Here is a 22,124-nt window from a genome sequence, read left to right as displayed (position 1 = left end):
GGTCGTAGGAGCCCGCTTGCGGGCGATCGGCCGCAACGCCGATGATCGCCGGCAAGGACTCGGCGTCCCCCCCGGCTCCTACGGGCTCGGTGTGCCCATGCGGCTTTCTCGGGGCTGCACCCTGTTTGCTGCCCGACAGCGCTGCATCGAAGACGCGCAGGCACCTCCTACCGAAAAGCGGGGCGAGCCTCACCGGCTCAACAGCGACGCCGTCCCCGCGCCCCCGAATAGGGCGGCGCTGATGCGGTTGAACCACACTTGCCCATTGCCGGTGCGCAGGTAGCGCGCCGCGCCGTGGGCGCACAGGCCATAGAAGAGCTTGCAGCACAGGTCGAGCACCGCCCAGGTGGCGATCATCACCAGCAACTGCGGCAGGAAGGGCCGTTCGGCGCTGAGGAATTGCGGCAGGAAGGCGGCGAAGAACAGGATGTCCTTGGGGTTGCTGGCGCCCAGGCCGAAGGCGCGCCAGAACAGCGGGCGGAAGCCGGGGTAGGGCAGGGCCGCCGGCAGGCCGGCCGGCGTGCCGGCCTGGCGCGAGGCCTGCCAGCTTTGCCAGGCGAGATAGAACAGGTACAGCGCGCCGACCAGCTTGAGCGCGCTGAACAGCCGTTCCGAGGCCAGCAGCAGCGCACCGAGGCCGGCGGCCGAGGCGCTGAGCAGGCAGATCGAGGCGCTGACGCCGCCGACGAAGGCCGGCCAGGAGCGGCGCACGCCGTAGTTGAGGCTGTTGCCGATCATCAGCAGTGACAGCGGGCCGGGAATCAGGATCACCACCAGCGCCGCGCTCGCGAACAGCAACCAGGTCTCCACGTTCATTCAGCTACCCCCTACATGAAAAACCCGCCGCAAGCGGCGGGCCTGGATTTCGCCTCGCTCAGAGGAACGCGAACTTGGCGATGAATATGACACAGAGCACGTACAGGCTGATCGACACCTTGTCGCGCTGGCCGGTCAGCAGCTTCAACGTCGCATAGGTCAAAAAGCCCAGGGCGATGCCGTTGGCGATGGAGAAGGTCAGCGGCATCATCACCACGGTGACGATCGCCGGAATGGTGTCCGTGAGGTCTTCCCAATCGATGTGCGCCAAGCCGCTCATCATCAGCATCGCCACGTAGATCAGCGCGCCGGCGGTGGCGTAGGCGGGGATCATGCCGGCCAGCGGGGCGAAGAACATCGCCGCGAGGAACAGCACGCCGACGGTGATCGCGGTCAGTCCGGTGCGCCCGCCCGCGGCGACGCCCGAGGCGCTTTCCACGTAGCTGGTCACCGGTGGGCAACCGACGAACGCTCCGACCACGCTGGAGGTGCTGTCGGCTTTCAGTGCGCGGGACAGGTTCTGGATCTTGCCGTCCTCGTCGACCAGATGCGCGCGGTGCGCCACGCCCATCAGCGTGCCGGCGGTGTCGAACATGTTCACGAAGAGGAACGCCAGGATCACGCTGACCATCGCCACGTTGAGCGCACCGGCGATATCCATCGCCAGCCAGGTCGGCGCCAGGCTCGGCGGCATCGACACCAGGCCGTTGTACTCCACCAGCCCCAGCGCCCAGCCGATGCCGGTCACCGCCAGGATGCTGACCAGAATGGCGCCGAATACGTTGCGGTGGCTGAGGGCCGCGATCAGCAGGAAGCAGATGGCCGCCAGCAGTGCCGAAGGTTCGGCGAACGAGCCCATGGTCAGTAGCGTGGCCGGGCTGTCGACGACGATGCCGGCGGTCTTCAGGCCGATCAGCCCGAGGAACAGGCCGACCCCGGCACCCATGGCGAAGCGCAAACTCATCGGGATGCTGTTGAGCAGCCATTCGCGGATGCGCGACAGGCTCATGAACATGAACAGCACGCCGGAGATGAACACCGCGCCCAGGGCGATCTGCCAGCTGTAGCCCATCTCGCCGACCACCGTGTAGGTGAAGAAGGCATTCAGCCCCATGCCCGGCGCCAGGCCCACCGGCCAGTTGGCATACAGGCCCATGAGGAAGCAGCCGAGCGCGGCGCCGATGCAGGTCGCGACGAATGCCGCGCCGTGATCGACGCCGGCGTCGGCCATGATGTTGGGGTTGACGAAGATGATGTAGACCATGGTGACGAATGTCGTCAGGCCGGCGAGCAGCTCGGTACGGACACTGGTGCGGTGCTCGCTGAGCCTGAAGAAGCGGTCGAGCCAGCCGGGTGCCTTCTGCTGCAGGTGCGCAGCCTTGTGTTCCTGCTTGATGCTTTCCACTGGGTGTTCCTCATCGTTCTTGTTGTCGATCACCCGGAGCGCAAGTACTCCCGAGGGGTGGGTGATGGTAGGCGCATCCTGCTTCGGTAGTTGACCGAAAGGTCAGAAATGCTTCCCGGATTATGCGTTTGTATACAAGAAATGCAATCAATGAAACGAAATAAGAAACGGTTTTGTCGGTAATCCTGGTATCTGATCGCCTCGTTGCGCGTATTCACAGAGGCGAGTGGTACGCCTGAACGGCTGCGGAAAAGTTGATTGTGCACAATGTATGCGGCTTTTCTTCGCTTTATTTTGCACGGCGAACTGCCAGTGGCTTCGCGAACACAGTAAAGTTCTGCCTTGCCGACACCCTCATATGCGAGCCATCGATGAACGAACAGTTGCAGCCCCTGAAGAAGCCGAGCAAAAACGGCAAGATTCGCACCGGGACGCAGGACGATATCGTTTATGCGCACATCTTCGACGCCATCCTCGAACAGCGCCTGGCGCCGGGCACCAAGCTCAGCGAGGAAGCGCTGGGGGAGATCTTCGGGGTCAGCCGCACCATCATTCGGCGTGCCTTGTCGCGCCTCGCCCATGAGGGCGTGGTACTGCTGCGGCCCAATCGTGGCGCGGTGGTCGCCAGCCCGAGCGTGGCCGAAGCGCGGCAGATCTTCTTCGCCCGCCGCCTGGTCGAGCGTGCCATCACCGAGCTGGCGGTGCAGCATGCCAGCGACGAGCAGCTCGCCGAGCTGCGGCAGATGGTGACGGACGAGCGCGATTGCTTCGCCCGTGGCGACCGGGGCGCCGGTATCCGCCTGTCCGGCGAGTTCCACCTCAAGCTCGCCGAAGCGGCGAAGAACACGCCACTGGTGAGTTTCCAGCGCAGCCTGGTGTCGCAGACCTCGCTGATCATCGCCCAATACGAGGGCGGTAGCCGCTCGCACTGCTCCTACGACGAGCACAACGAGCTGATCGACGCCATCGCCGCGCGCGACAGCGACCGGGCGGTGAGCCTGATGATGCATCACATGGACCATATCGACAGCAAGCTCAACCTCGAGGAAGACAGCGCCTCCGGCGACCTGCACGCGGTGTTTTCGCACATCGTGGCGAAGGCTGGAAAAGCCGCGAAAAAGCGCTGAGAGAACGTAGGGTGGATGGCCGAAGCCATCCACGCGAGTGCGGTGCCCGATCTCCCCGCACGAGGCGTATCCATGCACGTCCGCGTGGAAAATCGCTTTGCGAGTTTTCCACCCTACGGGTTGGCTTTACACCTTTCGGTGCACCGAAACCCCGGCGGCATAGGTTTCCTTCACGGCGCGGTCGTCGCCGAGGATCATCAGGGCGAAGAGTTTTTCCTGCAGGGTGCTGGCCTGGCTCAGGCGGTAATCGATCAGTGGCGTCGCCTTGTAGTCGAGCACCACGAAGTCGGCGTCCTTGCCCGGCTGCAGGTTGCCGATATGCTCGTCCAGGTACAGCGCGCGCGCGCCGCCCAGGGTGGCCAGGTACAGCGCCTTGAACGCATCGAGCTTCTGGCCCTGCAGCTGCAGCACCTTGTACGCCTCGTTGAGGCTTTGCAGTTGCGAGAAACTGGTACCGCCGCCGACGTCGGTGCCCAGGCCGACCCGCACGCCGAAGCCTTCCACCTTGGCCAGGTCGAACAGGCCGCTGCCGAGGAACAGGTTGGAAGTGGGGCAGAAGGCCACCGCCGAGCCGGTCTCGCCGAGGCGCTGACATTCGTCGTCGCACAGGTGGATGCCGTGGGCGAACACCGCGCGCGGGCCGATCAGGCCGTGGTGGTCGTAGACGTCCAGGTAGCCCTTGCGCTCGGGGAACAGCTCCCTGACCCAGGCGACTTCCTGCTTGTTCTCGGAAATATGGGTGTGCATGTACAGGCCCGGGAACTCGGCGAACAGCTTGCCGGCCAGGGTCAACTGCTCCGGCGTGCTGGTGGGCGCGAAGCGCGGGGTGACGGCGTAGTGCAGGCGGCCCTTGCCGTGCCAGCGCTCGATCAGCTCGCGGCTGTCGGCGTAGCCGGACTCGGCGCTGTCGGTGAGGAAGTCCGGGGCGTTGCGGTCCATCAGCACCTTGCCGGCGATCATCCGCAGGTTCAGCTTCTCGGCGGCCTCGAAGAAGGCATCCACCGACTGCTTGTGCACCGTGCCGAACACCAGCGCGGTGGTGGTGCCGTTGCGCAGCAGCTCGCCGAGGAACAGCCCGGCCTGCTCGCGGGCATGCGCCATGTCGCTGAAGCGGCCCTCGTTGGGGAAGGTGTAGGTTTCCAGCCAGTCCAGCAACTGCGCGCCGTAGGAGCCGATCACGCCGACCTGCGGGTAGTGGATATGGGTGTCGATGAAGCCGGGGGTGATCAGCGCGTCCGGGTATTCGACGACCTCGGTGCCGGTCGCCAGCGTCGGCAGCAGCTCGGCCGCGTGGCCGATCTGCGCCACCTTGCCGTTCTCGACGACCAGCAGGCCGTCCTCGAAGTATTCGTGGGATTGCTCGATGCCGACCTCGCGCGGGTCGGCGAGGCAGTGGAGCAGGGCGGCACGGTAGGCTTTGGCGTGGGGCATGGCGGTTCTCTAAATCGTTGTAATGATGCGTTGTGACATTGCAGCAGGCCACCTTCGGAGACCAATGCTGTTTAAGCGTCGGGCATTGCATCTCCCCTCTCCCTTGACGGGAGAGGGGCCGGGGGAGAGGGTGAAAGCTCACGTCCCCCCTCTCCCTAGCCCTCTCCCGCGAGGGGAGAGGGGACTCGTATGCCCGCTCCTCCGACGGAGGGCGCGTGATCAGTTGGCCCGGGAACGCCGAGAGGCGGGCAGCAGCATCGGCACCGGCTTCTCGCCGTCCTGGCTCTTTTCGCCGCTTCTTTCACCGAAATGGGCGTTGTAGGTGGCGATCACCTCGCCGGCGATGGATACGGCGATCTCCACCGGCAGCTTGCCCTTCACCTCGGCGATGCCCATCGGGCAGCGCATGCGCTGCACCACCTCGGGTTGGAAGCCACGCTCGCGCAGGCGATGTTCGAACCTGGCGCGCTTGCTCTTCGAGCCGATCAGCCCGTAGTAGGTGAAGTCGCCGCGCTCGAGGATCGCCGTGGTCAGTTCCAGGTCCAGCTGGTGGTTGTGGGTCATGACGATGAAGTAGCTGCCGGCGGGCATGTTCTCCACTTCCTCGACCACGTCATCGTTGACCACCTTTTCCACTCCACGCGGGATCTCGGCGGGGAATTCGCTTTCCCGCGAGTCGATCCAGCGCACCTTGCACGGCAGGCTGGCGAGCAGCGGCACCAGCGCGCGGCCGACATGGCCGGCGCCGAACACGGCGATATGCGCCTGCGGCTGGCCCATGGGCTCGAACAGCAGCAGCGTGGCACCGCCGCAGCACTGGCCGAGGCTGGCGCCGAGGGAAAAGCGTTCCAGGCGAGTATCGCGCACGCGGTTTTCCAGCATCTCGCGGGCGATCTGCTGGGCCTTGTACTCCAGGTGCCCGCCGCCGATGGTGTCGTACAGGCGCTCGCGGCCGACCACCATCTTCGAGCCGGCATTGCGCGGCGTCGAGCCGCGCTCCTCGATGATGGTCACCAGCACGCAGGGTTCGCCTTTCTGCTGCAGCTCGGCGAGTGCGTCGAGCCAATTCATGAGCTGCAAGCCTCGAGCTTCAAGCGACAAGTTAAAAGCGCGGCGGTGTTCATGCGTGCTCCTGGGCTGGACGACCCTCGGCTTTTGCTTGCGGCTTGTAGCTTGCCGCTTGCAGCTTGGCGACAGCCATGAGCACCCGCTCCGGCGTCGCCGGGGCGTCGATCTGCGGCTGGACCCGGTAGTCGGCGAGGCTCGCCACGGCGTCCTTGATCGCGCACCACACCGAGATGCCGAGCATGAACGGCGGCTCGCCGACGGCCTTGGAGTGGAACACGGTGTCCTCGGGGTTCTTGCGGTTCTCCACCAGTTTGACCCGCAAATCCAGCGGCATGTCGGCCACCGCCGGAATCTTGTAGCTGGCCGGGCCGGAGGTCATCAGCTTGCCCTTGTCGTTCCACACCAGCTCTTCCATGGTCAGCCAGCCCATGCCCTGGACGAAGCCGCCTTCGACCTGGCCGATGTCGATGGCCGGGTTCAGCGAGGCGCCGACGTCGTGCAGGATGTCGCTGCGCAGCATGCGGTATTCGCCGGTCAGGGTATCGACGATCACCTCCGAGCAGGCCGCGCCGTAGGCGTAGTAGTAGAACGGCCGGCCGCGCGCCTGGCTGCGGTCGTAGAAGATCTTCGGTGTGCGGTAGAAGCCGGTGGCCGACAGCGAGACCTGGCCGAAATAGGCCTGCTGGATCAGTTCCTCGAAGCTGATGTACTGCTCGCGCAGGCGCACCTGGCCGTTCCTGAATTCCACGTCCTCCTCGTAGACCTGCCATTTGCGCGCGGCGAACTCGACCAGCCGCTGCTTGATGGTCTGCGCGGCGTTCTGCGCCGCCTTGCCGTTGAGGTCGGCGCCGCTGCTCGCGGCGGTCGGCGAGGTGTTGGGCACCTTGTCGGTATTGGTCGCGGTGATCTGGATGCGCTCGATGTCGACCTGGAACACCTCGGCCACCACCTGGGCGACCTTGGTGTTGAGCCCCTGGCCCATCTCGGTGCCGCCGTGGTTGAGGTGGATGCTGCCGTCGGTGTAGACGTGGACCAGCGCGCCGGCCTGGTTGAGGAAGCTCGCCGTAAAGCTGATGCCGAACTTCACCGGCGTCAGCGCCAGGCCCTTCTTCAGGATCGGGCTTTTCGCATTGAACGCGCGGATCTCCTCGCGGCGCCGGGCGTACTCGGCGCTGGCCTCCAGTTCGGCGGTCATCTCCTCGAGCATGTTGTGCTCGACGGTCTGGTAGTAGTGGGTGACGTTGCGCTCGGTCTTGCCGTAGTAGTTGCGCTTGCGTACCTCGAGCGGGTCCTTGCCCAGCTCGCGGGCCACCGCGTCCATGATCTCCTCGATGGCGACCATGCCCTGCGGGCCGCCGAAGCCGCGGTAGGCGGTGTTCGAGGCGGTGTTGGTCTTGCAGCGATGGCCGTGGATGGTGGCGTCGCCCAGGTAGTAGGCGTTGTCGGCGTGGAACATGGCGCGGTCGACGATGGAGCCGGAGAGGTCCGGCGAGTAGCCGCAGTTGCCGGCCAGGTCCATTTCCACGCCATGCAGCAGGCCGTCGTCATCGAAGCCGACGTCGTATTCGACGTAGAACGGGTGGCGCTTGCCGGTCATGGTCATGTCTTCCATGCGTGGCAGGCGCATCTTGCTCGGGCGCCCGGTCAGGTGCGCGATCACCGCGCAAAGGCAGGCGGGACCGGCGGCCTGGGTTTCCTTGCCGCCGAAGCCGCCGCCCATGCGGCGCATGTCGATGACGACCTTGTTCATCGGCACGCCGAGCACCTCGGCCACCAGCTTCTGCACCTCGGTGGGGTTCTGCGTCGAGGTGTAGACGATCATGCCGCCGTCCTCGCTGGGCATCACCGAGGAGATCTGCGTCTCCAGGTAGAAGTGTTCCTGGCCGCCGATGTGCAGCGAACCCTGCAGCCGGCGCGGTGCGGCGGCCAGCGCGGTGGCCGAGTCGCCGCGCTGGTGGCTGTGGCTGTCGAGCACGAAGTGCTTCCTGTGCAGGGCGTCGACCACGTCGAGCACCGGCTCCAGGTCCTCGTATTCGATGACCGCGGCCATGGCGGCCTTGCGCGCCGTTTCCAGACTGTCGGCGGCCACCGCGATCACCGGCTGGCCGACGAATTCGACCTTGCCGTCGGCCAGCAGCGGATCGCCGGGCATGACCGCGCCGATGTCCAGCTGGCCGGGCACGTCCGCGGCGGTGATGGCGATGGCGACACCGGGGATGGCATAGCAGGGAGTGGTATCGATGCTGAGGATGCGCGCATGGGCGCGATCGCTCATGCGGGCGTAGACGTGCAACTGGTTGGGAAACTCGAGGCGGTCGTCGACGTACACCGCTTCGCCGCTGACGTGCTTGGAGGCGCTGTCGTGCTTGACGCTCCTGCCGACGCCCGTGATCAGGTCCTGGGTGAACAGCGTGGCGATCTCTTCCTGGGTCCGGGCGGTTACGTGATTAGACATAAGCGGTGACCCTCGTTTCGGTTTTCGCGGCCTGCTGTTCGAGGAAGCATTTGCGCAGCAGGTTCTGCGCGACCAGCAGGCGGTATTCGCGGCTGGCACGGAAATCGGTGAGCGGCGTGAAGTCCTCGGCCAGGGCTTCGCAGGCGCGTTCGACCGTCTGTTGATTCCAGGGCGCGCCATCGAGCGTCGCCTCGCAGGCCGCGGCACGCTTGGGAATCGCCGCCATGCCGCCGAAGGCGATACGGGCGTCGCTGACCACGCCCTGGTCGATCTTCAGGTCGAAGGCCGCGCACACCGCGGAAATGTCGTCGTCCAGGCGTTTGGACACCTTGTAGGCGCGGAAGATGCGCCCCGGCTGCGCCCGCGGCACGATGATCTTCTCGATGAATTCGCCCGGTTCGCGCGCGGTGACCTTGTAGTCGATGAAGTAGTCCTGCAGCGCCAGGGTGCGGCTGGCGGTGCCCTTGCGCAGCAGCAGTTGCGCGCCGAGGGCGATCAGCAGCGGCGGCGAGTCGCCGATGGGCGAGGCGTTGCCGATGTTGCCGCCGAGGGTGCCCTGGTTGCGGATCTGCAGTGAGGCGAAGCGCTGCAGCAGCTCGCCGAAATCCGGGTACTCGCTGGCCAGCGCGGCGTAGCAGTCGGTCAGCGGCGTTGCGGCGCCGATCTCGATGCGGCTGTCGGTGATCTCGACTTTCTTCATCTCGGCGATCTGGCCGACATGGATCATGACCGGCAGCGCGCGATGGAACTGGGTGACTTCCAGCGCCAGGTCGGTGCCGCCGGCGAGCAGCCGGGCTTCGGGGTTGGCGCTGTAGAGCTCGGCCAGGTCGGCCACGGTCAACGGCGACAGGCAGCGCTTGTCGCCACTGTTCAGCTCGGCCGTCTCGCGCGGCGCGATGGCCTTCAGCCGGGCGATGGTTTCGGCCGCGCGGGCATCGAACTGGTCCGGCTGGTGGTCGCCGCAGGCCTGTTCGGCGGCGGCGAGGATCGGCCGGTAGCCGGTGCAGCGGCAGAGGTTGCCGGCCAGCGCCTCGTGGGTCTGGTGCGGATCGTATTGGTTGACGGCAGCGTTCTTCTGCAGGGCGAACAGGCTCATGACGAAGCCGGGGGTGCAGAAACCGCACTGCGAGCCGTGGCAATCGACCATGGCCTGCTGGACGCTGTGCAGCTGGCCGCGGTCCTTGAGGTCCTCGACGGTGATCAACTGCTTGCCGTGCAGGGCGGATACGAAGGTCAGGCAGGAATTCAGCGTGCGATAGCGGATGCGCTCGCCGTCGAGCTCGCCGACGACGACAGTGCAGGCGCCGCAGTCGCCGGAGGCGCAACCTTCCTTGGTGCCGGTCTTGCCGCGGTATTCGCGCAGGTACTCGAGCACCGTGGTGTTGGGATCGAGCGCGCTTTCGCTGCGCATTTCCCGGTTGAGGAGAAACTGGATCAAGGCGAGGCCTCCGGCTGTTGTTCTTGTGAAGCGAAAACTAGCGGTATCTGACTTTTCGGTCAAGAAATACCTGACTCAAAAGTCAATGCGGCTGACGAGCGCACGCCTCGGGCGGGAACCTCATCGCTGTTGCCCGGGCTTCGACTTCTATTTAAGTCGGTTCAGGCGTTCTCGGCCTGCTTGTCGCGACGATAGGCGTAGGTCTCGGCGAACCGCCAGAGCATGTAGGCGCTGCAGGTGGTCGCCGGGTACTTCGGTGGATTGTCCGCGTCGTGGCAGCCGGGCAGGCAGCTGATTTCGGTGTCCGGATGCGGCTCGGCGAAGAACGGCATGGAATAGCGATCCACGCCCAGCGGGCTGATCACCCGGTGCGGCGTCGATTTGTAGCGGTCGTTGCTCCAGCGCGCCATCATGTCGCCGATGTTGACCACATAGGTGCCTGCGATGGGCGGCGCATCGATCCATTCGCCCTTGACGTTCTGCACCTGCAGGCCGCCGGCCTGGTCCTGGTGCAGCAGAGTGACGCAGCCGTAGTCGGTATGTGCGCCGGCGCCCTGCTGCTCGGCGCTGCTGGCGGTGGCGCGGGGCGGGTAGTGGATCATGCGGAACACGCTGATCGGCTCGACGAAGCGCTTGTCGAAGAAGTCGCGCTCGATGCCCAGCGCCAGGGCGATGGCGCGCAGCAGGGTGCAGGCCAGGTCCTGCATGTCGCGGTAGTGGCCTTCCATCAGTTCCACCCAGCCGTCGATCTGCGCGGGGTGGCGGTTGGGCCCGCGCAGCGGCTTGCCGGCCAGCACGTCGGGGTGCTCGGCGCCCATGTGGAAACCCATGTCGAAGGTTTCCTTGAGGTCGCATGGCTGGCTGGGGTCGAGCTGTTCGGTGGCGACGGCGCCGTAGCCGCGATGATGTTGGCTCCGGGTGATGTCGATCTTCAGCTTTTCTTCGGCCGGCAGGGCGAAGAAGCGCTGTGCCTGTTCGGTGAGGGTCGCGATACGCTCGGCGCTGATCGGATGTCCCTTGATGTAGAAGAACCCCCAGTCGCGGCAGGCGGCGTCGATCTGCCGGGCGACATCGAAATGGCCGGCTTCGTCGGGGCGGTACAGCGGGGAGATGTCGATGATGGGCAGTTGGGTCATTTCGGAATACCTTGGATCGCAGCCTGAAGCCTGAAGCCTGAAGCCTGAAGCCTGAAGCAGGCACGGCTGGCTTCCAGCTTCAGGCTTCCAGCTCAGCGCTTATTTGGGCAACTCGGCCTTGATGCCTTCGACGTAGTAATTCATCGAAGCCAGGTCCTTGATGGTCGCGGTCTGGCCTTCGGCGATGCGCACCTCGCCGGACTGGTCCTTGATCGGGCCGGTGAACGGGTGGAACTCGCCGCTCTTGATGCTGGCGATGATCTGCTCGGCCTCGGCCTTGACGTCGGCCGGCACCAGGTCGCTGATCGGCAGGCTGATGCTGTCCTGCGCCAGGCCGCCCCAGAAGTCCTCGGATTTCCAGGTGCCGGCCATCACGGCTTCGGCGGACTTGGCGTAATGCGGGCCCCAGTCGTTGACGATGGAGGTCAGCACCGCTTTCGGTCCGAAGTGGGCCATGTCCGAAGCGTAGCCGACGGAGTAGGCGCCACGGCGCTCGGCGGCCTGGATCGGCGCCGGGCTGTCGGTGTGCTGGAAGACCACGTCGACGCCCTGGTCGATCAGCGCGTTGGCGGCATCGGCTTCCTTGCCCGGATCGAACCAGGTGTTGACCCAGACGACCTTGACCTCGGTGCCGGGGTTGTATTTGTCCAGCGCCAGCTGGATGGCGTTGATGTCACGGATCACTTCCGGGATCGGGAACGAGGCGATGTAGCCGACCTTCTTGGTCTTGGTCATCTTCGCTGCGAGGAAGCCGCCGACGTAGCGGCCTTCGTAGGAGCGGGTCAGGTAGGTGCCGACGTTCTTGTCCTGCTTGTAGCCGGTGGCGTGCTCGAAGGTGACGTCGGGGAACTGCTTGGCGACCTTGATCGTCGGGTTCATGTACCCGAACGACGTGGTGAAGATCAGGTCATAGTCACCCTTGGCCATGTTGCGGATCACCCGCTCGGCGTCGGCACCCTCGGGCACGTTCTCGACGAAACTGGTCTGAACCTTGTCGCCGAGCTTCTCTTCCAGGTACTTGCGGCCCTGTTCGTGCTGGTAGGTCCAGCCGTGGTCGCCGATCGGGCCGATGTAGACGAAGCCGACCTTCAGCGGGTCGGCTGCCGATGCGCTGAGGGTCGCGCTGAAGCCGATCGCTGCGGCCAGGGCACGCAGCATGTTTTTCCGTGTGTGTTTCTGCATGGGGGTGACGCTCCTTCTGGTTTTGCTGGCAAAGCATGGTTTTGGCTGAAAGCGTAGTAGCAAAAAGCTGACCAACTAGACAAAAACGCCTGCTGCGTGGAAAAGCGGCGTGCGGGGTCCGCTCGTTGCGCTTCGGGAGATTCTCCTTGGTGCGTCGGGTGCCTGTCACGCCCCGAGAGGGTGCAGCTACGGGACTGGTGGGGGCTCGGGTGCAGGACCAGGTGCCGCATCCGCGTGGATGGCTTCGGCCATCCACCCTACGCCCACCTGGCGGGTGCGCTGCGGTAGGGTGGAAAACTCGCGAAGCGATTTTCCACGCGGGGCATGCATGGGTACGCCTCGTGCGCAAGATCAGGCGTCGCATCCGCGTGGATGGCTTCGGCCATCCACCCTACGAAAGCAACCATTGCCTGCGGCCTGTGGCGCCGTTTGGCGCGGCAACGCCGCTCGCGACGAAACGGGAGCCGCCCCTGGGCCTTCAGCCGGCGATCAGTCGGCGTGCCGCCTGGCTGTGGTCGGCGATCAGCCCGGCGATGTCCAGGCCCTCGATCTGGCCATCGATCACGCGCCACTCGCCGCCGATCATCACCCGGTCGGCACGGTCGGCGCCGCACAGCAGCAGCGCGGCGATGGGGTCGTGGCTGCCGGAAAAGCGCAGTTCGTCGAGCTTGAACAGCGCCAGGTCGGCCTGCTTGCCGATGGCCAGCTCGCCGATGTCGCTGCGCCCGAGCAGGCGCGCCGAGCCGCGGGTCGCCCAGCCGAGCACCTTTTCCGGGGTGATCGCCTGCGCGCCATAGCGCAAGCGCTGGATGAACAGCGCCTGGCGCGCTTCGAGCATCATGTTCGAGGCGTCGTTGGACGCCGAGCCGTCGACGCCCAGGCCGATGGTGGCGCCCTTTGCCTCGAGTTCCAGGGTGTGGCAGATACCCGAGGCCAGGCGCATGTTGGAACTCGGGCAATGGCAGATGCCGACGCCGGCCGCGCCCAGCCGGTGGATTTCGACCTGGTTGAAATGGATGCCATGTGCCAGCCAGGTCCGCGGTCCCAGCCAGCCGACGCTTTGCAGGTAGTCCACGGTGCGCATGCCGAAGCGCTGCGCACAGAACTCCTGCTCGTCCAGCGTCTCGGCCAGGTGGGTATGCAGGCGCACGTCGCGCTTTTCGGCCATCTCGGCGCTGGCGCGCATGATGTCGGTGGTGACCGAGAAGGGCGAGCAGGGCGCCAGGGCGATCTGGATCTGCGCACCGTCGCCGCGCTCATGGTAGCGGTCGATCAGGCGCTCGCTGTCGGCGAGGATCACCTCGGCAGTCTGCACCACGCTCTGGCAGGGCAGTCCGCCGTCGTGCTTGCCCAGGTTCATCGAGCCGCGGGTCAGCATGGCACGCATGCCCAATTCCCGTACCGCTTCGACCTGGATGTCGATGGCCTCATCCAGTCCGGCGGGAAACAGGTAGTGGTGGTCGGCCGCCGTGGTGCAGCCCGAGAGCAGCAGTTCGGCGAGGGCCACTTTGCTGGCGAGCGCCAGTTGCCGGGGCGTCAGCCGGGCCCAGACGGGATAGAGCGTCAGCAGCCAGTCGAACAGCGGCTCGTTGACCACCGGGCCCCAGGCGCGGGTAAGGGTCTGGTAGAAGTGATGATGCGTATTGACCAGCCCCGGCAGCACGACGTGCTCGCGGGCATCGAAGCTGCTGTCCACCGGCGTGGCCGGCGCCTGGCCGGCGCCGAGCAGTTCGACGATCACGCCATTTTCGATCACCAGCCCGCCGGCGGCGTCCTGCTGGTTCGCGGTGAAGATGGCGAGAGGGTTCTTGATCCAGATACGGGTAGCGGACATGGCCGGCTTCTCCTGAAAGTGTGGGGTTCAGAAACGAGCCAGCTCAGTTATGCCCTGTCTGCTGATCCAGGGGGACGCCTAGTCGGGGACGTCTAGTCGGGGACGCCTAGTCGGGGGCGCGAAACGCGGCTGGAAAGATAAACCATTCGGCGGATTTTGCCAGCATTTGCCGAAGCATGGCTGCGGGCCCTACCAGGGCAGCCTGTCGCCCTGGTAGTCGATGAAGCGATGTCCACCCTGGCCGGCTGCCTGCGTCACCTGCTCGACCAGTCCCTTGCAGCTGGTCGCCACGTCCAGCGGCGCTTCATCGCCGCCCATGTCGGTGCGCACCCAGCCGGGATGCAGTGACAGTACGCTGATGCCGGTTTCGCCCAGCTCGGCGGCGAAGCTGCGCGTCAGGTGGTTGAGGGCCGTCTTGCTGGCGCCATAGAGCGCCATGCCCATGCCCGGTCCGGATTCCACGCTGCCCATGATCGAGCTCATGAAGGCGATCACCCCGCTGTTCGGGTTCACCAGCGGCAGTAGGCGTTCGGCCAGGCGGATCGGTGCCACGGCATTGGTGGCGAACAGCTCGCCGATCTCGTCGCGGCTGGCCTGGCTCGCCGGCTTGTTCTTCGGCCCGGCGATGCCGGCGTTGATGTGCAATAGATCCAATTGCATGCCCGCCAGGCGTTCGGCCAGTGCCTCGATGCCGGCGGCATCGGTGACGTCCAGCGCCTCGATGCGCACGCCGGGCACGGCCTTCAGGCCTGTGGCATGCTGCGGGTCACGCACGCTGGCGATCACCTGCCAGCCGGCGTCGCTCAACTGCTCGACCAGGCCGAGACCCAGGCCCCGGGAGGCGCCGATGACGAGTGCGGTCTTGCTCATGGGAATCTCCTCAGGCATTCAACGGAAGGGCAAGGATAGCGCGCCGGCCGGCGTCGTGGGTGTTGCCGGGTCGGCAGGTAAGGCCGTGTCGCTACCCTGAAGCATCGCCAGGCACAGGGTGGGCCAGGCGGCGTTCCGCTTCAGCCCACCAGATACCGCGCTGTCGTAGCTCGGTGGGCTGAAGCCCACCCTGCATCCTCAGGACAGGCTCTCAGAGCGGCGGCAGGTCTTCCATCAGATCGGTGGCATAGATGCCGGGGATGTGCAGCTCGCTCTGCACCAGTTGCTGGCCTTCCATCTGCGGCTGGGTCACCCAGGTGAGGATGTCGTAGTAGCGGCGGATGTTGGCGACGAAGTGCACCGGCTCCCCGCCGCGGGCATAACCGTAGCGGGTCTTGCTGTACCACTGCTTCTGCGCCAGGCGCGGCAGCATCTGCTTTACGTCCAGCCATTTGTTCGGGTCGAGCCCCTCGGCCTCGGCCAGTTTGCGGGCATCTTCCAGATGGCCGCCGCCGACGTTGTAGGCGGCCAGGGCGAACCAGGTTCGATCGGGTTCCAGGATGCTCTCCGGCAGGCTCGCGTGCACCTGCACCAGATACTTGCCGCCGCCCTGGATGCTCTGCACCGGATCGAGGCGATTGGTGACGCCCATGGCGTTGGCCGTGCGCAGGGTCAGCATCATCAGGCCGCGCACGCCGGTCTTGGAGGTGGCTTCGGGCTGCCAGTGGGATTCCTGATAGCCGATTGCGGCCAGCAAGCGCCAATCGATACCGTGCTGCCTGGCGGTTTCGCGGAAAGTCTTCTCGTAGCGCGGCAGGCGCTGCTGCAGGTGCTTGGCGAAGGCATAGGCGCCGACGTAGCCGAGCACGTCGACATGGCCGTAGTAGCGCTCGCGCAGGCGTTGCAGGGTGCCGTTCTGCCGGGCCTGGTCGAGGAAGTGGTTGGCCGCCTGGAGCAGGCTGTCGTCCTCGCCCTTGGCGACGATCCAGGCCAGGTTGTTCTGTTCGCCGATATCGAACCCGGCGCGGATGTTGGTGAAGTACACCTGGTTCATCGACAGTTCGTTGGATTCCACCAGGGTCAGGTCGATCTGGCCCTCGTCGACCATGCGCAGCAGGTCGACCACTTCCACCGCATCCGATTCCTCGTAGCGCAGCTCCGGCAGCTCGGCCTGCAGTGCCGCGAGTTTTTCCGCCTGGCTGCTGCCCTTGAGCACGAGAATCCGCTTGCCGACCAGGTCCTCGGGGCGGGTCGGCCTGCGCTGGCCGTTGCGGTAGACGACCTGGGTGGTGACGTCGAGATAGGAATGCGTGAAGCGCGCCAGCGCCTGGCGGCCTTCGCTGGCCACCAGCCCCGCCGCCGCGAGCGCCGGGCCGCCGGGACGGTTCAGGCGGGTGAAGATTTCATCGATGCTGTCGGCGGTTTCGATCTGCAGCTCGACGCCCAGGTCGCTGGCGAAGCGCTTGACCAGTTCGTACTCGAAGCCGGCCTCGCCGTTGCGGTCCTGGAAGTAGGTGGACGGGCTGTTGCGGGTGATCACGCGCAGCACGCCTTCCTCCTGTATGCGCTCGAGGTCACTGGGCTTTTCGGCGCAGCTGCTGAGCATCAGGAAGATTCCGGTCGCCAACAGCCAGGTGGCGCAGCGCTTGCGGAACGGGGTTTGGGCAAACATCGGCGCAGTATACGCAAAGGCGAACCGCCACCATATCTGGACAGCGAGGCGGCTCTCTGCTAGGCAAAGGGCGGCAAACGGGTGCGCTTGGGCGCCGGTGCCGCGCTTTCGCGGGCTCGGCTGCAACGCGGTCAGCAGCACAATGCCGGAAAAAAAGTTTTCGATAAGTATGAGAATCGAGCGGCTGGCCGTTCGCGATGAGTCCGGCATAATGCCCGGCCCTGGAGACTTTTTCGTGTAATGACCGACATCGAGCCCAAGCCCTGGTTCGTCTATCTGGTGCGTGCCGCCAACGGGGCGCTGTACTGCGGCATCAGCGACGATGCGCAGCGGCGCTTCGCCGAGCACCAACGCGGGCGAGGCGCCCGGTTCTTCCATTCCAGCCCGGCACAGGCCCTGGTGTACGTCGAAGCCTGCGCCAGCAAGGGCGATGCATTGCGCCGGGAGATCGCGATCAAGCGGCTGAACAAGCGCGCCAAGGAAAGCCTGGTCGGCCTTGCCAATGACGTATCGTGAATGACCCATCAATCAGTCGGTAGGCTCGGCTGGACGGACCGTCTAAGCTGACGGCTCTCGAACCTCGATAAGAAAATCTGGCGGAGCGCTGTCATGCACGAGCTGATCCTGCACCACTATCCCACCTCGCCGTTCGCCGAGAAGGCGCGTCTGATGCTGGGGTTCAAGCAACTGTCCTGGCGCTCGGTGATGATCCCGCCGGTCATGCCCAAGCCGGATCTGACCGCGCTGACCGGTGGCTACCGCCGTACGCCGGTGCTGCAGGTCGGTGCCGACATCTATTGCGACACTGCACTGATCGCCCGCCGCCTGGAGGCGCAAAAGGCCACGCCGGCGCTGTTTCCCGAGGGTGGGGAGTTCAACGTCGCGGCGCTGGCGCAGTGGGCCGATTCGGTGCTGTTCCTCAATGCGGTGAGCCTGGTTTTCCAGCCCGAATCCATGGCCCTGCGCTTCGCCCAGGCGCCCAGGGAGTTCGTCCAGGTATTCAGCAAGGATCGCGCGCAGCTGTTCGGTAACGGTACGGTGACCCGCGTACCACTGGAGCAGGCGAAGAACGACTGGCCCGTCTTCATGGCGCGCCTGCAGCAACAGCTGGCCCGCGAGGAGGGCGAGTTTCTCTTCGGCAGCGCGCCATCGTTGGCCGATTTCTCGGTTGCCCACTGCCTGTGGTTCCTGCGCGCTACCCCGGTGACCGCGCCATTGGTGGACGACTACCCGGAGATCCGCGTCTGGCTGGACAAGGTGCTGGGCGTCGGCCATGGCTCGCACAGCGAGCTGTCTGCCGAAGAGGCGCTGCGCATGGCGCGCGAGGCGGAGCCGGTCGCCGTGCCGGAGGAGCCTTTCGTCGAGCCCAACGGTTTCCACGAGGGGCAACGGGTGGCGATCTGTGCGGTGGACTACGGTGCCGATCCGGTCGAGGGTGAGCTGGTCTTCGCCGGTGTCGAGGAGTCGATCCTGCGCCGCACCGATGACCGGGCGGGTGTCGTGCATGTGCATTTTCCGCGCATCGGTTATCGCATCGAGGCGCGTTGAAGCACTGTTCATTTCTTCCGTGAGGCCCCTGGGGCGATGCTTTCGATCTGCTCGCAGGCCTTACCGCAGACGCAGCCCGTTCAGCGGATGCGCTCCAGATCCTCGTGGCTGAACGGCGCCGGATGCGTCGGCCAGTCGAGCGCCAGGCATTCGAATTCGCGGGCCAGCAGGCTGGCGACGATCAGGTCGCGCAGCCAGCGGTGATCGGCGGGCACCACGTACCAGGGCGCACCGCCGCCGTGGCTGGCGCTCAGCACGTCGGCCCAGCAGGCCTGGCGCTGGGCGAAGTCGCGATGCCCTTGCAGGTCGTCCAGGGCCAGTTTCCAGCGTTTGTCGGGCCGTTCGAGACGCTGATGCAGCCGACGTTTCTGTTCATCCACCGATATCTGCAGGTAGCACTTCAGCGGATGGATCCGCAGCGCCGGCAGTTGCCGCTCGAAGGTTGCGATCGCGATCCGTCGTTGTGGAATATCTTCATCGCGGCACAACCCGTCGCGCAGATCGCTGACCAAGGCCTCGTAGTAGCTGCGGTTGAACACGCCGAGCAGGCCCGGCGCGGGTAGGCGCTGACGGTAGCGCCAGAGGACATCGTGGCGGCGTTCGTCCTCGCTCGGCGCCTGGAAGCTGCAGGGCGCCAGGCCCAGCGGGTCGAGGCCGCCGAGCACGCGACGGATGACGCCGTTCTTGCCGGCGCAGTCGGGCCCCTGCAGCACCAGCAGCAAAGCCTCCCGACGATTGGCCCAGAGCATGGTCTGCCGCTCGCGCAGCCAGGCTTTCAGCGCGCCCAGTTGCTCTTGCGCCTGGGCCTTGTCGAGGCCGTACTGGCGCGCCGGATCTCGCGCCAGCGGCGCGGCCGGGTCGCACAGGCAATCGTCGAGAACGGCGTCGGGCAGGCGCATGGCGGTTCCTGGGTTGCGTCAGTCCTTGCGGCGCTTGAGCTGGTCCGTCAACTGGGTCGGCAACTGGCGGATGATCAGCATGTCGCGGGCCTCGTCGTACTCGATCTTCGAACCCAGCAGGTGCGATTCGAAGCTGATCGACAGCCCCTCGGCGCGGCCGGTGAAACGGCGGAACTGGTTGAGGGTGCGCTTGTCCGGCGGAATCTCCGGCGAGAGACCGTAATCCTTGTTGCGGATATGGTCGTAGAAGGCCTTGGGGCGCTCCTCGTCGATCACCCCGGAAAGCTCTTCCAGGGTCATCGGCTGGCCCAGCTTGGCCTGGCTGCTGGCATAGTCCACCAGAGCGCTGGTCTTCTCGCGGGCCTGTTCTTCGGGCAGGTCCTCGCTCTCGACGAAATCGCTGAAGGCCTTGAGCAATGTGCGTGTCTCGCCGGGCGCGTCGACGCCCTCCTGGCAGCCGATGAAGTCGCGGAAGTACTCGGAGACCTTCTTGCCGTTCTTGCCCTTGATGAAGGAGATGTACTGCCTGGACTGCTTGTTGTTCTGCCACTCGGAAATGTTGATCCGCGCGGCCAGATGCAACTGGCCGAGGTCCAGGTGCCTGGCTGGGGCGACGTCCAGCGATTCGGTGACGGTGACGCCTTCGCTGTGGTGCAGCAGGGCGATGGCCAGGTAATCGGTCATGCCCTGCTGGTAGTGGGCGAACAGTACGTGGCCGCCGGTGGAGAGGTTGGATTCCTCCATCAGCTTCTGCAGGTGCTCCACCGCCTGCCGGCTGAAGGCGGTGAAGTCCCGATTGCCCTCCATGTATTGCGTCAGCCAACCGCTGAAGGGGTAGGCACCCGACTCCTCGTGAAAGAAGCCCCAGGCCTTGCCCTGCTTGGCGTTGTAGCTCTCGTTGAGGTCGGCCAGCAGGTTTTCCATGGCCTGCGACTCGCCCAGCTCCGAAGCGCGGGCGTGGAGCACGGCGGGCGTGCCGTCGGGTTTCTTCTCGATCAGGTGGACGATGCAATGGCGGATGGGCATGGCGATCTCACGGCTGGAATGCAACAGGTGGGGCAGTTTACCCGAGAGCCGGCGTTGCGTGGCTTGCGTCCCGAAGAAGCCGGTCGTATCCGGGACGAAAAGCGCGGGTTCTATAAGCGTCCCCTGTGCATACCGATTCGCAGCTCAGGATAGGGGTGCCGAAAGGAAGCGTAATCCGAGTAAACTGGTCGCCTTTTCCCGCAGGAATGATTCCATGACTTCTGCTTGGCGCAATTGCGTCTGGATGCTCTTCGGTGGCTCGCTGATCCTCGCCATTTCCCTGGGCGTCCGCCATGGTTTCGGCCTGTTCCTGCCGCCGATGAGCGCCGAGTTCGGCTGGGGGCGCGAGGTGTTCGCCTTCGCCATCGCCGTGCAGAACCTCATCTGGGGACTGGTGCAGCCGGTGACCGGGGCTCTGGCCGATCGCTTCGGTGTGGCGCGTGCGGTGCTGATCGGCGGGATTCTCTACGCCATCGGACTGGCGTTGATGGCGGTTTCCGACTCGCCGCTGACGCTGACCCTGAGCGCCGGCCTGCTGATCGGGCTGGGGCTTTCCGGTACGTCCTTCTCGGTGATCCTCGGCGCGGTCGGCCGCGCGGTGCCTGCGCAGAAACGCAGCATGGCCATGGGCATCGCCAGCGCGGCGGGCTCTTTCGGCCAGTTCATCATGCTGCCGGGCAGCCTGGGCCTGATCGAATGGCTGGGCTGGTCCTCGGCGCTGCTGGCGCTGGGTTTGCTGGTCGCGCTGATCGTGCCGCTCGCCGGGATGATGCGCAGCCCCGCGCAGACCCCGGCCGCGCCCGGTGCGCAGCAGTCGCTCGGCGAGGCGCTGCGTGAGGCGGCCGGGCATTCCGGCTTCCGCCTGCTGGCGCTGGGCTTCTTCGTCTGTGGCTTTCAGGTGGTATTCATCGGTTTGCACCTGCCGGCCTATCTGGTCGATCAGCATCTGCCGGCACAGGTCGGCACCACGGTGCTGGCGCTGGTCGGACTGTTCAACGTGGTGGGCACCTACACCGCCGGTTGGCTGGGCAGTTGCTATTCCAAGCCGAAGCTGCTGGCCGGGCTCTACCTGATCCGTGCGGTGGTGATCGCCGCCTTCCTGCTGGCGCCGCTGAGCGTCTGGAGCGCCTACGCCTTCGGCATCGCCATGGGCCTGCTGTGGCTGTCCACGGTGCCGCTGACCAATGGCACCGTGGCGACGATGTTCGGCGTACGCAATCTGTCCATGCTCGGCGGCATCGCTTTCCTCTTCCACCAGCTCGGTTCGTTCTTCGGCGGCTGGCTGGGCGGCTGGCTGTACGACCGCACCGGCAGCTACGACCTGGTCTGGCAGATCGCGATCGCCCTCAGCCTGATGGCTGCGGCGCTCAACTGGCCGATCCGCGAGCAGCCGGTCGAACGGCTGCGCACGGCGGCGCAGGCCGGTTGATGCGCCGGTTCTGGCTCGGCGGCATGGCCGTGGCCGTGCTCGGCCTGCTGGCGGCGTTCGCCTGGTGGGGCTGGCAGCGCGGCGGGCTGGCGCTACTGCAATTGGGGCTTGGCACCTGCTGAAGCGTTCGGCTGCCGCGGCGCGGCCACGGCGCGACCGATTTGACCAGGGCCAGCAGCTCGGCGCTCATCGGCGGCGGCAGGATATGGCGGGCGACACAGGAGGTGATGCGCCATGGTCGCCAAGTCGGGCGGCCCGTTGCGCTCGTAGCCCGGGCCTCGGCGCGATGATCCGGTTCCGTGTGGCTGACGGGCGGCCAGCATAACCGGCAGGATTTCGGATGGGCAGGCGGGCCACGGCGAGTGGCCGAGATTGCGAAAGCAGGGAATCAAATCGCGAATTCCCGCTCAAAGAGCGAAACGGCGTCGCGGACGTCAAGGATAAATCGCCGTTTGTTAACGACAGCAATCGGGCGCTATGCGTGCACGTTGACAGCAGACAACCGTCATCGGCGAAAACCGTGGCACGGTTGTCGCATAACCGTCATCAACACTTGGTAAATACCTGCCCGCACGCAGTCAACGGAGCAAGAAGCAATGTCCACACTCACCGAACTCGCCCAGCACATCGCCAAGCTCTACCCCCTGCAGGACAAGCGAGTCGGCAAGCGCTACCGCGTGGTTGGCGAACTGGCCGGGATGACCGAGCTGGAGGAAATCAACGGCGAACCGCGCTATATCCGGACGCTGGCCTTGAAGGACAAGCAGGTCTGGGACCTCGCCGTTTGA

At 65.6% G+C, this 22,124-nt stretch carries 19 protein-coding genes; 6 read left to right on the top strand and 13 right to left on the bottom strand.

The features are described from left to right. Window positions 1–189 precede the first annotated feature (189 nt). Together IN820_RS13455 and IN820_RS13450 are read right to left on the bottom strand one after the other, a co-directional pair. Window positions 190–816: a LysE family translocator gene (locus IN820_RS13455; RefSeq protein ID WP_193681442.1), complete on the bottom strand. Its 627-nt coding sequence runs from the start codon at window positions 814–816 to the stop codon at window positions 190–192. A 58-nt stretch (window positions 817–874) separates the two neighbouring features. After that, the gene (locus IN820_RS13450) at window positions 875–2,221 is read right to left on the bottom strand and encodes an NCS2 family permease (protein WP_193681441.1); all 1,347 of its coding nucleotides are present in this window, start codon (window positions 2,219–2,221) and stop codon (window positions 875–877) included. A 371-nt stretch (window positions 2,222–2,592) separates the two neighbouring features. Here IN820_RS13450 and IN820_RS13445 point away from each other — a divergent pair, with 371 nt between their 5' ends. After that, window positions 2,593–3,348, top strand: a complete 756-nt coding sequence (locus tag IN820_RS13445; RefSeq protein ID WP_193681440.1) for a GntR family transcriptional regulator — start codon at window positions 2,593–2,595, stop codon at window positions 3,346–3,348. A gap of 126 nt (window positions 3,349–3,474) precedes the next feature. On the opposite strand, the gene guaD is transcribed toward IN820_RS13445, so the two are convergent. From guaD to mltF, 9 genes are all read right to left on the bottom strand, one after another. After that, window positions 3,475–4,779 (bottom strand): guanine deaminase, encoded by a 1,305-nt coding sequence (gene guaD / locus IN820_RS13440; RefSeq protein ID WP_193681439.1) that lies wholly within the window; start codon window positions 4,777–4,779, stop codon window positions 3,475–3,477. Between the two features lie 219 nt (window positions 4,780–4,998). Further along, the gene (gene xdhC, locus IN820_RS13435) at window positions 4,999–5,850 is read right to left on the bottom strand and encodes a xanthine dehydrogenase accessory protein XdhC (protein WP_193681438.1); all 852 of its coding nucleotides are present in this window, start codon (window positions 5,848–5,850) and stop codon (window positions 4,999–5,001) included. Between the two features lie 49 nt (window positions 5,851–5,899). Then, the gene (xdhB, locus tag IN820_RS13430) at window positions 5,900–8,302 is read right to left on the bottom strand and encodes a xanthine dehydrogenase molybdopterin binding subunit (protein ID WP_193681437.1); all 2,403 of its coding nucleotides are present in this window, start codon (window positions 8,300–8,302) and stop codon (window positions 5,900–5,902) included. Further along, window positions 8,295–9,740, bottom strand: a complete 1,446-nt coding sequence (xdhA, locus tag IN820_RS13425) for a xanthine dehydrogenase small subunit (RefSeq protein ID WP_193681436.1) — start codon at window positions 9,738–9,740, stop codon at window positions 8,295–8,297. Before xdhA ends, xdhB begins: the two co-directional genes overlap by 8 nt. Window positions 9,741–9,901: 161 nt before the next feature. After that, window positions 9,902–10,876, bottom strand: a complete 975-nt coding sequence (locus tag IN820_RS13420) for a 2-oxoglutarate and iron-dependent oxygenase domain-containing protein (protein WP_193681435.1) — start codon at window positions 10,874–10,876, stop codon at window positions 9,902–9,904. A gap of 99 nt (window positions 10,877–10,975) precedes the next feature. Next, window positions 10,976–12,058 carry a BMP family ABC transporter substrate-binding protein gene (locus tag IN820_RS13415; RefSeq protein WP_193681434.1) on the bottom strand — a complete coding sequence of 361 codons (1,083 nt, stop codon included), beginning with the start codon at window positions 12,056–12,058 and terminating at the stop codon, window positions 10,976–10,978. 478 nt (window positions 12,059–12,536) lie between these two features. Then, on the bottom strand, window positions 12,537–13,892 hold the full coding sequence (locus IN820_RS13410) for an 8-oxoguanine deaminase (protein WP_193681433.1): 1,356 nt from the start codon (window positions 13,890–13,892) through the stop codon (window positions 12,537–12,539). Window positions 13,893–14,081: 189 nt separating this feature from the next. Further along, window positions 14,082–14,762: an SDR family oxidoreductase gene (locus IN820_RS13405; protein ID WP_193681432.1), complete on the bottom strand. Its 681-nt coding sequence runs from the start codon at window positions 14,760–14,762 to the stop codon at window positions 14,082–14,084. Window positions 14,763–14,973: 211 nt separating this feature from the next. Further along, window positions 14,974–16,434, bottom strand: coding sequence for a membrane-bound lytic murein transglycosylase MltF (gene mltF, locus IN820_RS13400; RefSeq protein WP_193681431.1), 1,461 nt, complete (start codon window positions 16,432–16,434; stop codon window positions 14,974–14,976). Between the two features lie 240 nt (window positions 16,435–16,674). Here mltF and IN820_RS13395 point away from each other — a divergent pair, with 240 nt between their 5' ends. After that, entirely contained in the window at window positions 16,675–16,950 is a 276-nt protein-coding gene (locus IN820_RS13395) for a GIY-YIG nuclease family protein (RefSeq protein ID WP_193681430.1), read from the top strand. A 93-nt stretch (window positions 16,951–17,043) separates the two neighbouring features. Next, window positions 17,044–17,982 (top strand): glutathione S-transferase family protein, encoded by a 939-nt coding sequence (locus tag IN820_RS13390; RefSeq protein WP_193681429.1) that lies wholly within the window; start codon window positions 17,044–17,046, stop codon window positions 17,980–17,982. 80 nt (window positions 17,983–18,062) lie between these two features. Here the strand turns inward: IN820_RS13390 and IN820_RS13385 are convergent, their stop codons facing one another. Both IN820_RS13385 and yejK read right to left on the bottom strand, forming a co-directional pair. Further along, window positions 18,063–18,881: a polyphosphate kinase 2 family protein gene (locus tag IN820_RS13385; RefSeq protein ID WP_193681428.1), complete on the bottom strand. Its 819-nt coding sequence runs from the start codon at window positions 18,879–18,881 to the stop codon at window positions 18,063–18,065. Window positions 18,882–18,899: 18 nt separating this feature from the next. Further along, on the bottom strand, window positions 18,900–19,907 hold the full coding sequence (gene yejK / locus IN820_RS13380; RefSeq protein ID WP_193681427.1) for a nucleoid-associated protein YejK: 1,008 nt from the start codon (window positions 19,905–19,907) through the stop codon (window positions 18,900–18,902). Between the two features lie 214 nt (window positions 19,908–20,121). Between yejK and IN820_RS13375 the strand changes: the two genes are divergently transcribed. From IN820_RS13375 to IN820_RS13370, 3 genes are all read left to right on the top strand, one after another. Continuing rightward, window positions 20,122–21,336: an MFS transporter gene (locus IN820_RS13375; protein ID WP_193681426.1), complete on the top strand. Its 1,215-nt coding sequence runs from the start codon at window positions 20,122–20,124 to the stop codon at window positions 21,334–21,336. Continuing rightward, a complete protein-coding gene (locus tag IN820_RS22795; RefSeq protein ID WP_268939454.1) occupies window positions 21,336–21,458 on the top strand; it encodes a hypothetical protein in 123 nt (40 codons plus the stop codon). Before IN820_RS13375 ends, IN820_RS22795 begins: the two co-directional genes overlap by 1 nt. Window positions 21,459–21,932: 474 nt before the next feature. Further along, window positions 21,933–22,124, top strand: a complete 192-nt coding sequence (locus tag IN820_RS13370; RefSeq protein ID WP_193681425.1) for a hypothetical protein — start codon at window positions 21,933–21,935, stop codon at window positions 22,122–22,124.

Origin of the sequence: Pseudomonas lopnurensis (assembly GCF_015070855.1) — a bacterium.
GTDB classification, from domain to species: Bacteria; Pseudomonadota; Gammaproteobacteria; order Pseudomonadales; family Pseudomonadaceae; genus Stutzerimonas; species Stutzerimonas lopnurensis.
The sequence above is the reverse complement of the archived record's forward strand: the minus strand, read 5'-3'. Positions and strand labels throughout refer to the sequence as shown.

What these genes read in the sequence shown, in the direction of transcription:
- IN820_RS13375 (WP_193681426.1), top strand. Translation starts at nt 20,122, where the DNA reads ATGACTTCTGCTTGGCGCAATTGCGTCTGGATGCTCTTCGGTGGCTCG.
- xdhB (WP_193681437.1), bottom strand. Translation starts at nt 8,302, where the DNA reads ATGTCTAATCACGTAACCGCCCGGACCCAGGAAGAGATCGCCACGCTG.
- guaD (WP_193681439.1), bottom strand. Translation starts at nt 4,779, where the DNA reads ATGCCCCACGCCAAAGCCTACCGTGCCGCCCTGCTCCACTGCCTCGCC.
- yejK (WP_193681427.1), bottom strand. Translation starts at nt 19,907, where the DNA reads ATGCCCATCCGCCATTGCATCGTCCACCTGATCGAGAAGAAACCCGAC.
- xdhC (WP_193681438.1), bottom strand. Translation starts at nt 5,850, where the DNA reads ATGAATTGGCTCGACGCACTCGCCGAGCTGCAGCAGAAAGGCGAACCC.
- IN820_RS13395 (WP_193681430.1), top strand. Translation starts at nt 16,675, where the DNA reads ATGACCGACATCGAGCCCAAGCCCTGGTTCGTCTATCTGGTGCGTGCC.
- IN820_RS13455 (WP_193681442.1), bottom strand. Translation starts at nt 816, where the DNA reads ATGAACGTGGAGACCTGGTTGCTGTTCGCGAGCGCGGCGCTGGTGGTG.
- mltF (WP_193681431.1), bottom strand. Translation starts at nt 16,434, where the DNA reads ATGTTTGCCCAAACCCCGTTCCGCAAGCGCTGCGCCACCTGGCTGTTG.
- IN820_RS13445 (WP_193681440.1), top strand. Translation starts at nt 2,593, where the DNA reads ATGAACGAACAGTTGCAGCCCCTGAAGAAGCCGAGCAAAAACGGCAAG.
- IN820_RS22795 (WP_268939454.1), top strand. Translation starts at nt 21,336, where the DNA reads ATGCGCCGGTTCTGGCTCGGCGGCATGGCCGTGGCCGTGCTCGGCCTG.
- IN820_RS13405 (WP_193681432.1), bottom strand. Translation starts at nt 14,762, where the DNA reads ATGAGCAAGACCGCACTCGTCATCGGCGCCTCCCGGGGCCTGGGTCTC.
- IN820_RS13385 (WP_193681428.1), bottom strand. Translation starts at nt 18,881, where the DNA reads ATGCGCCTGCCCGACGCCGTTCTCGACGATTGCCTGTGCGACCCGGCC.
- IN820_RS13420 (WP_193681435.1), bottom strand. Translation starts at nt 10,876, where the DNA reads ATGACCCAACTGCCCATCATCGACATCTCCCCGCTGTACCGCCCCGAC.
- IN820_RS13410 (WP_193681433.1), bottom strand. Translation starts at nt 13,892, where the DNA reads ATGTCCGCTACCCGTATCTGGATCAAGAACCCTCTCGCCATCTTCACC.
- IN820_RS13370 (WP_193681425.1), top strand. Translation starts at nt 21,933, where the DNA reads ATGTCCACACTCACCGAACTCGCCCAGCACATCGCCAAGCTCTACCCC.
- IN820_RS13390 (WP_193681429.1), top strand. Translation starts at nt 17,044, where the DNA reads ATGCACGAGCTGATCCTGCACCACTATCCCACCTCGCCGTTCGCCGAG.
- IN820_RS13415 (WP_193681434.1), bottom strand. Translation starts at nt 12,058, where the DNA reads ATGCAGAAACACACACGGAAAAACATGCTGCGTGCCCTGGCCGCAGCG.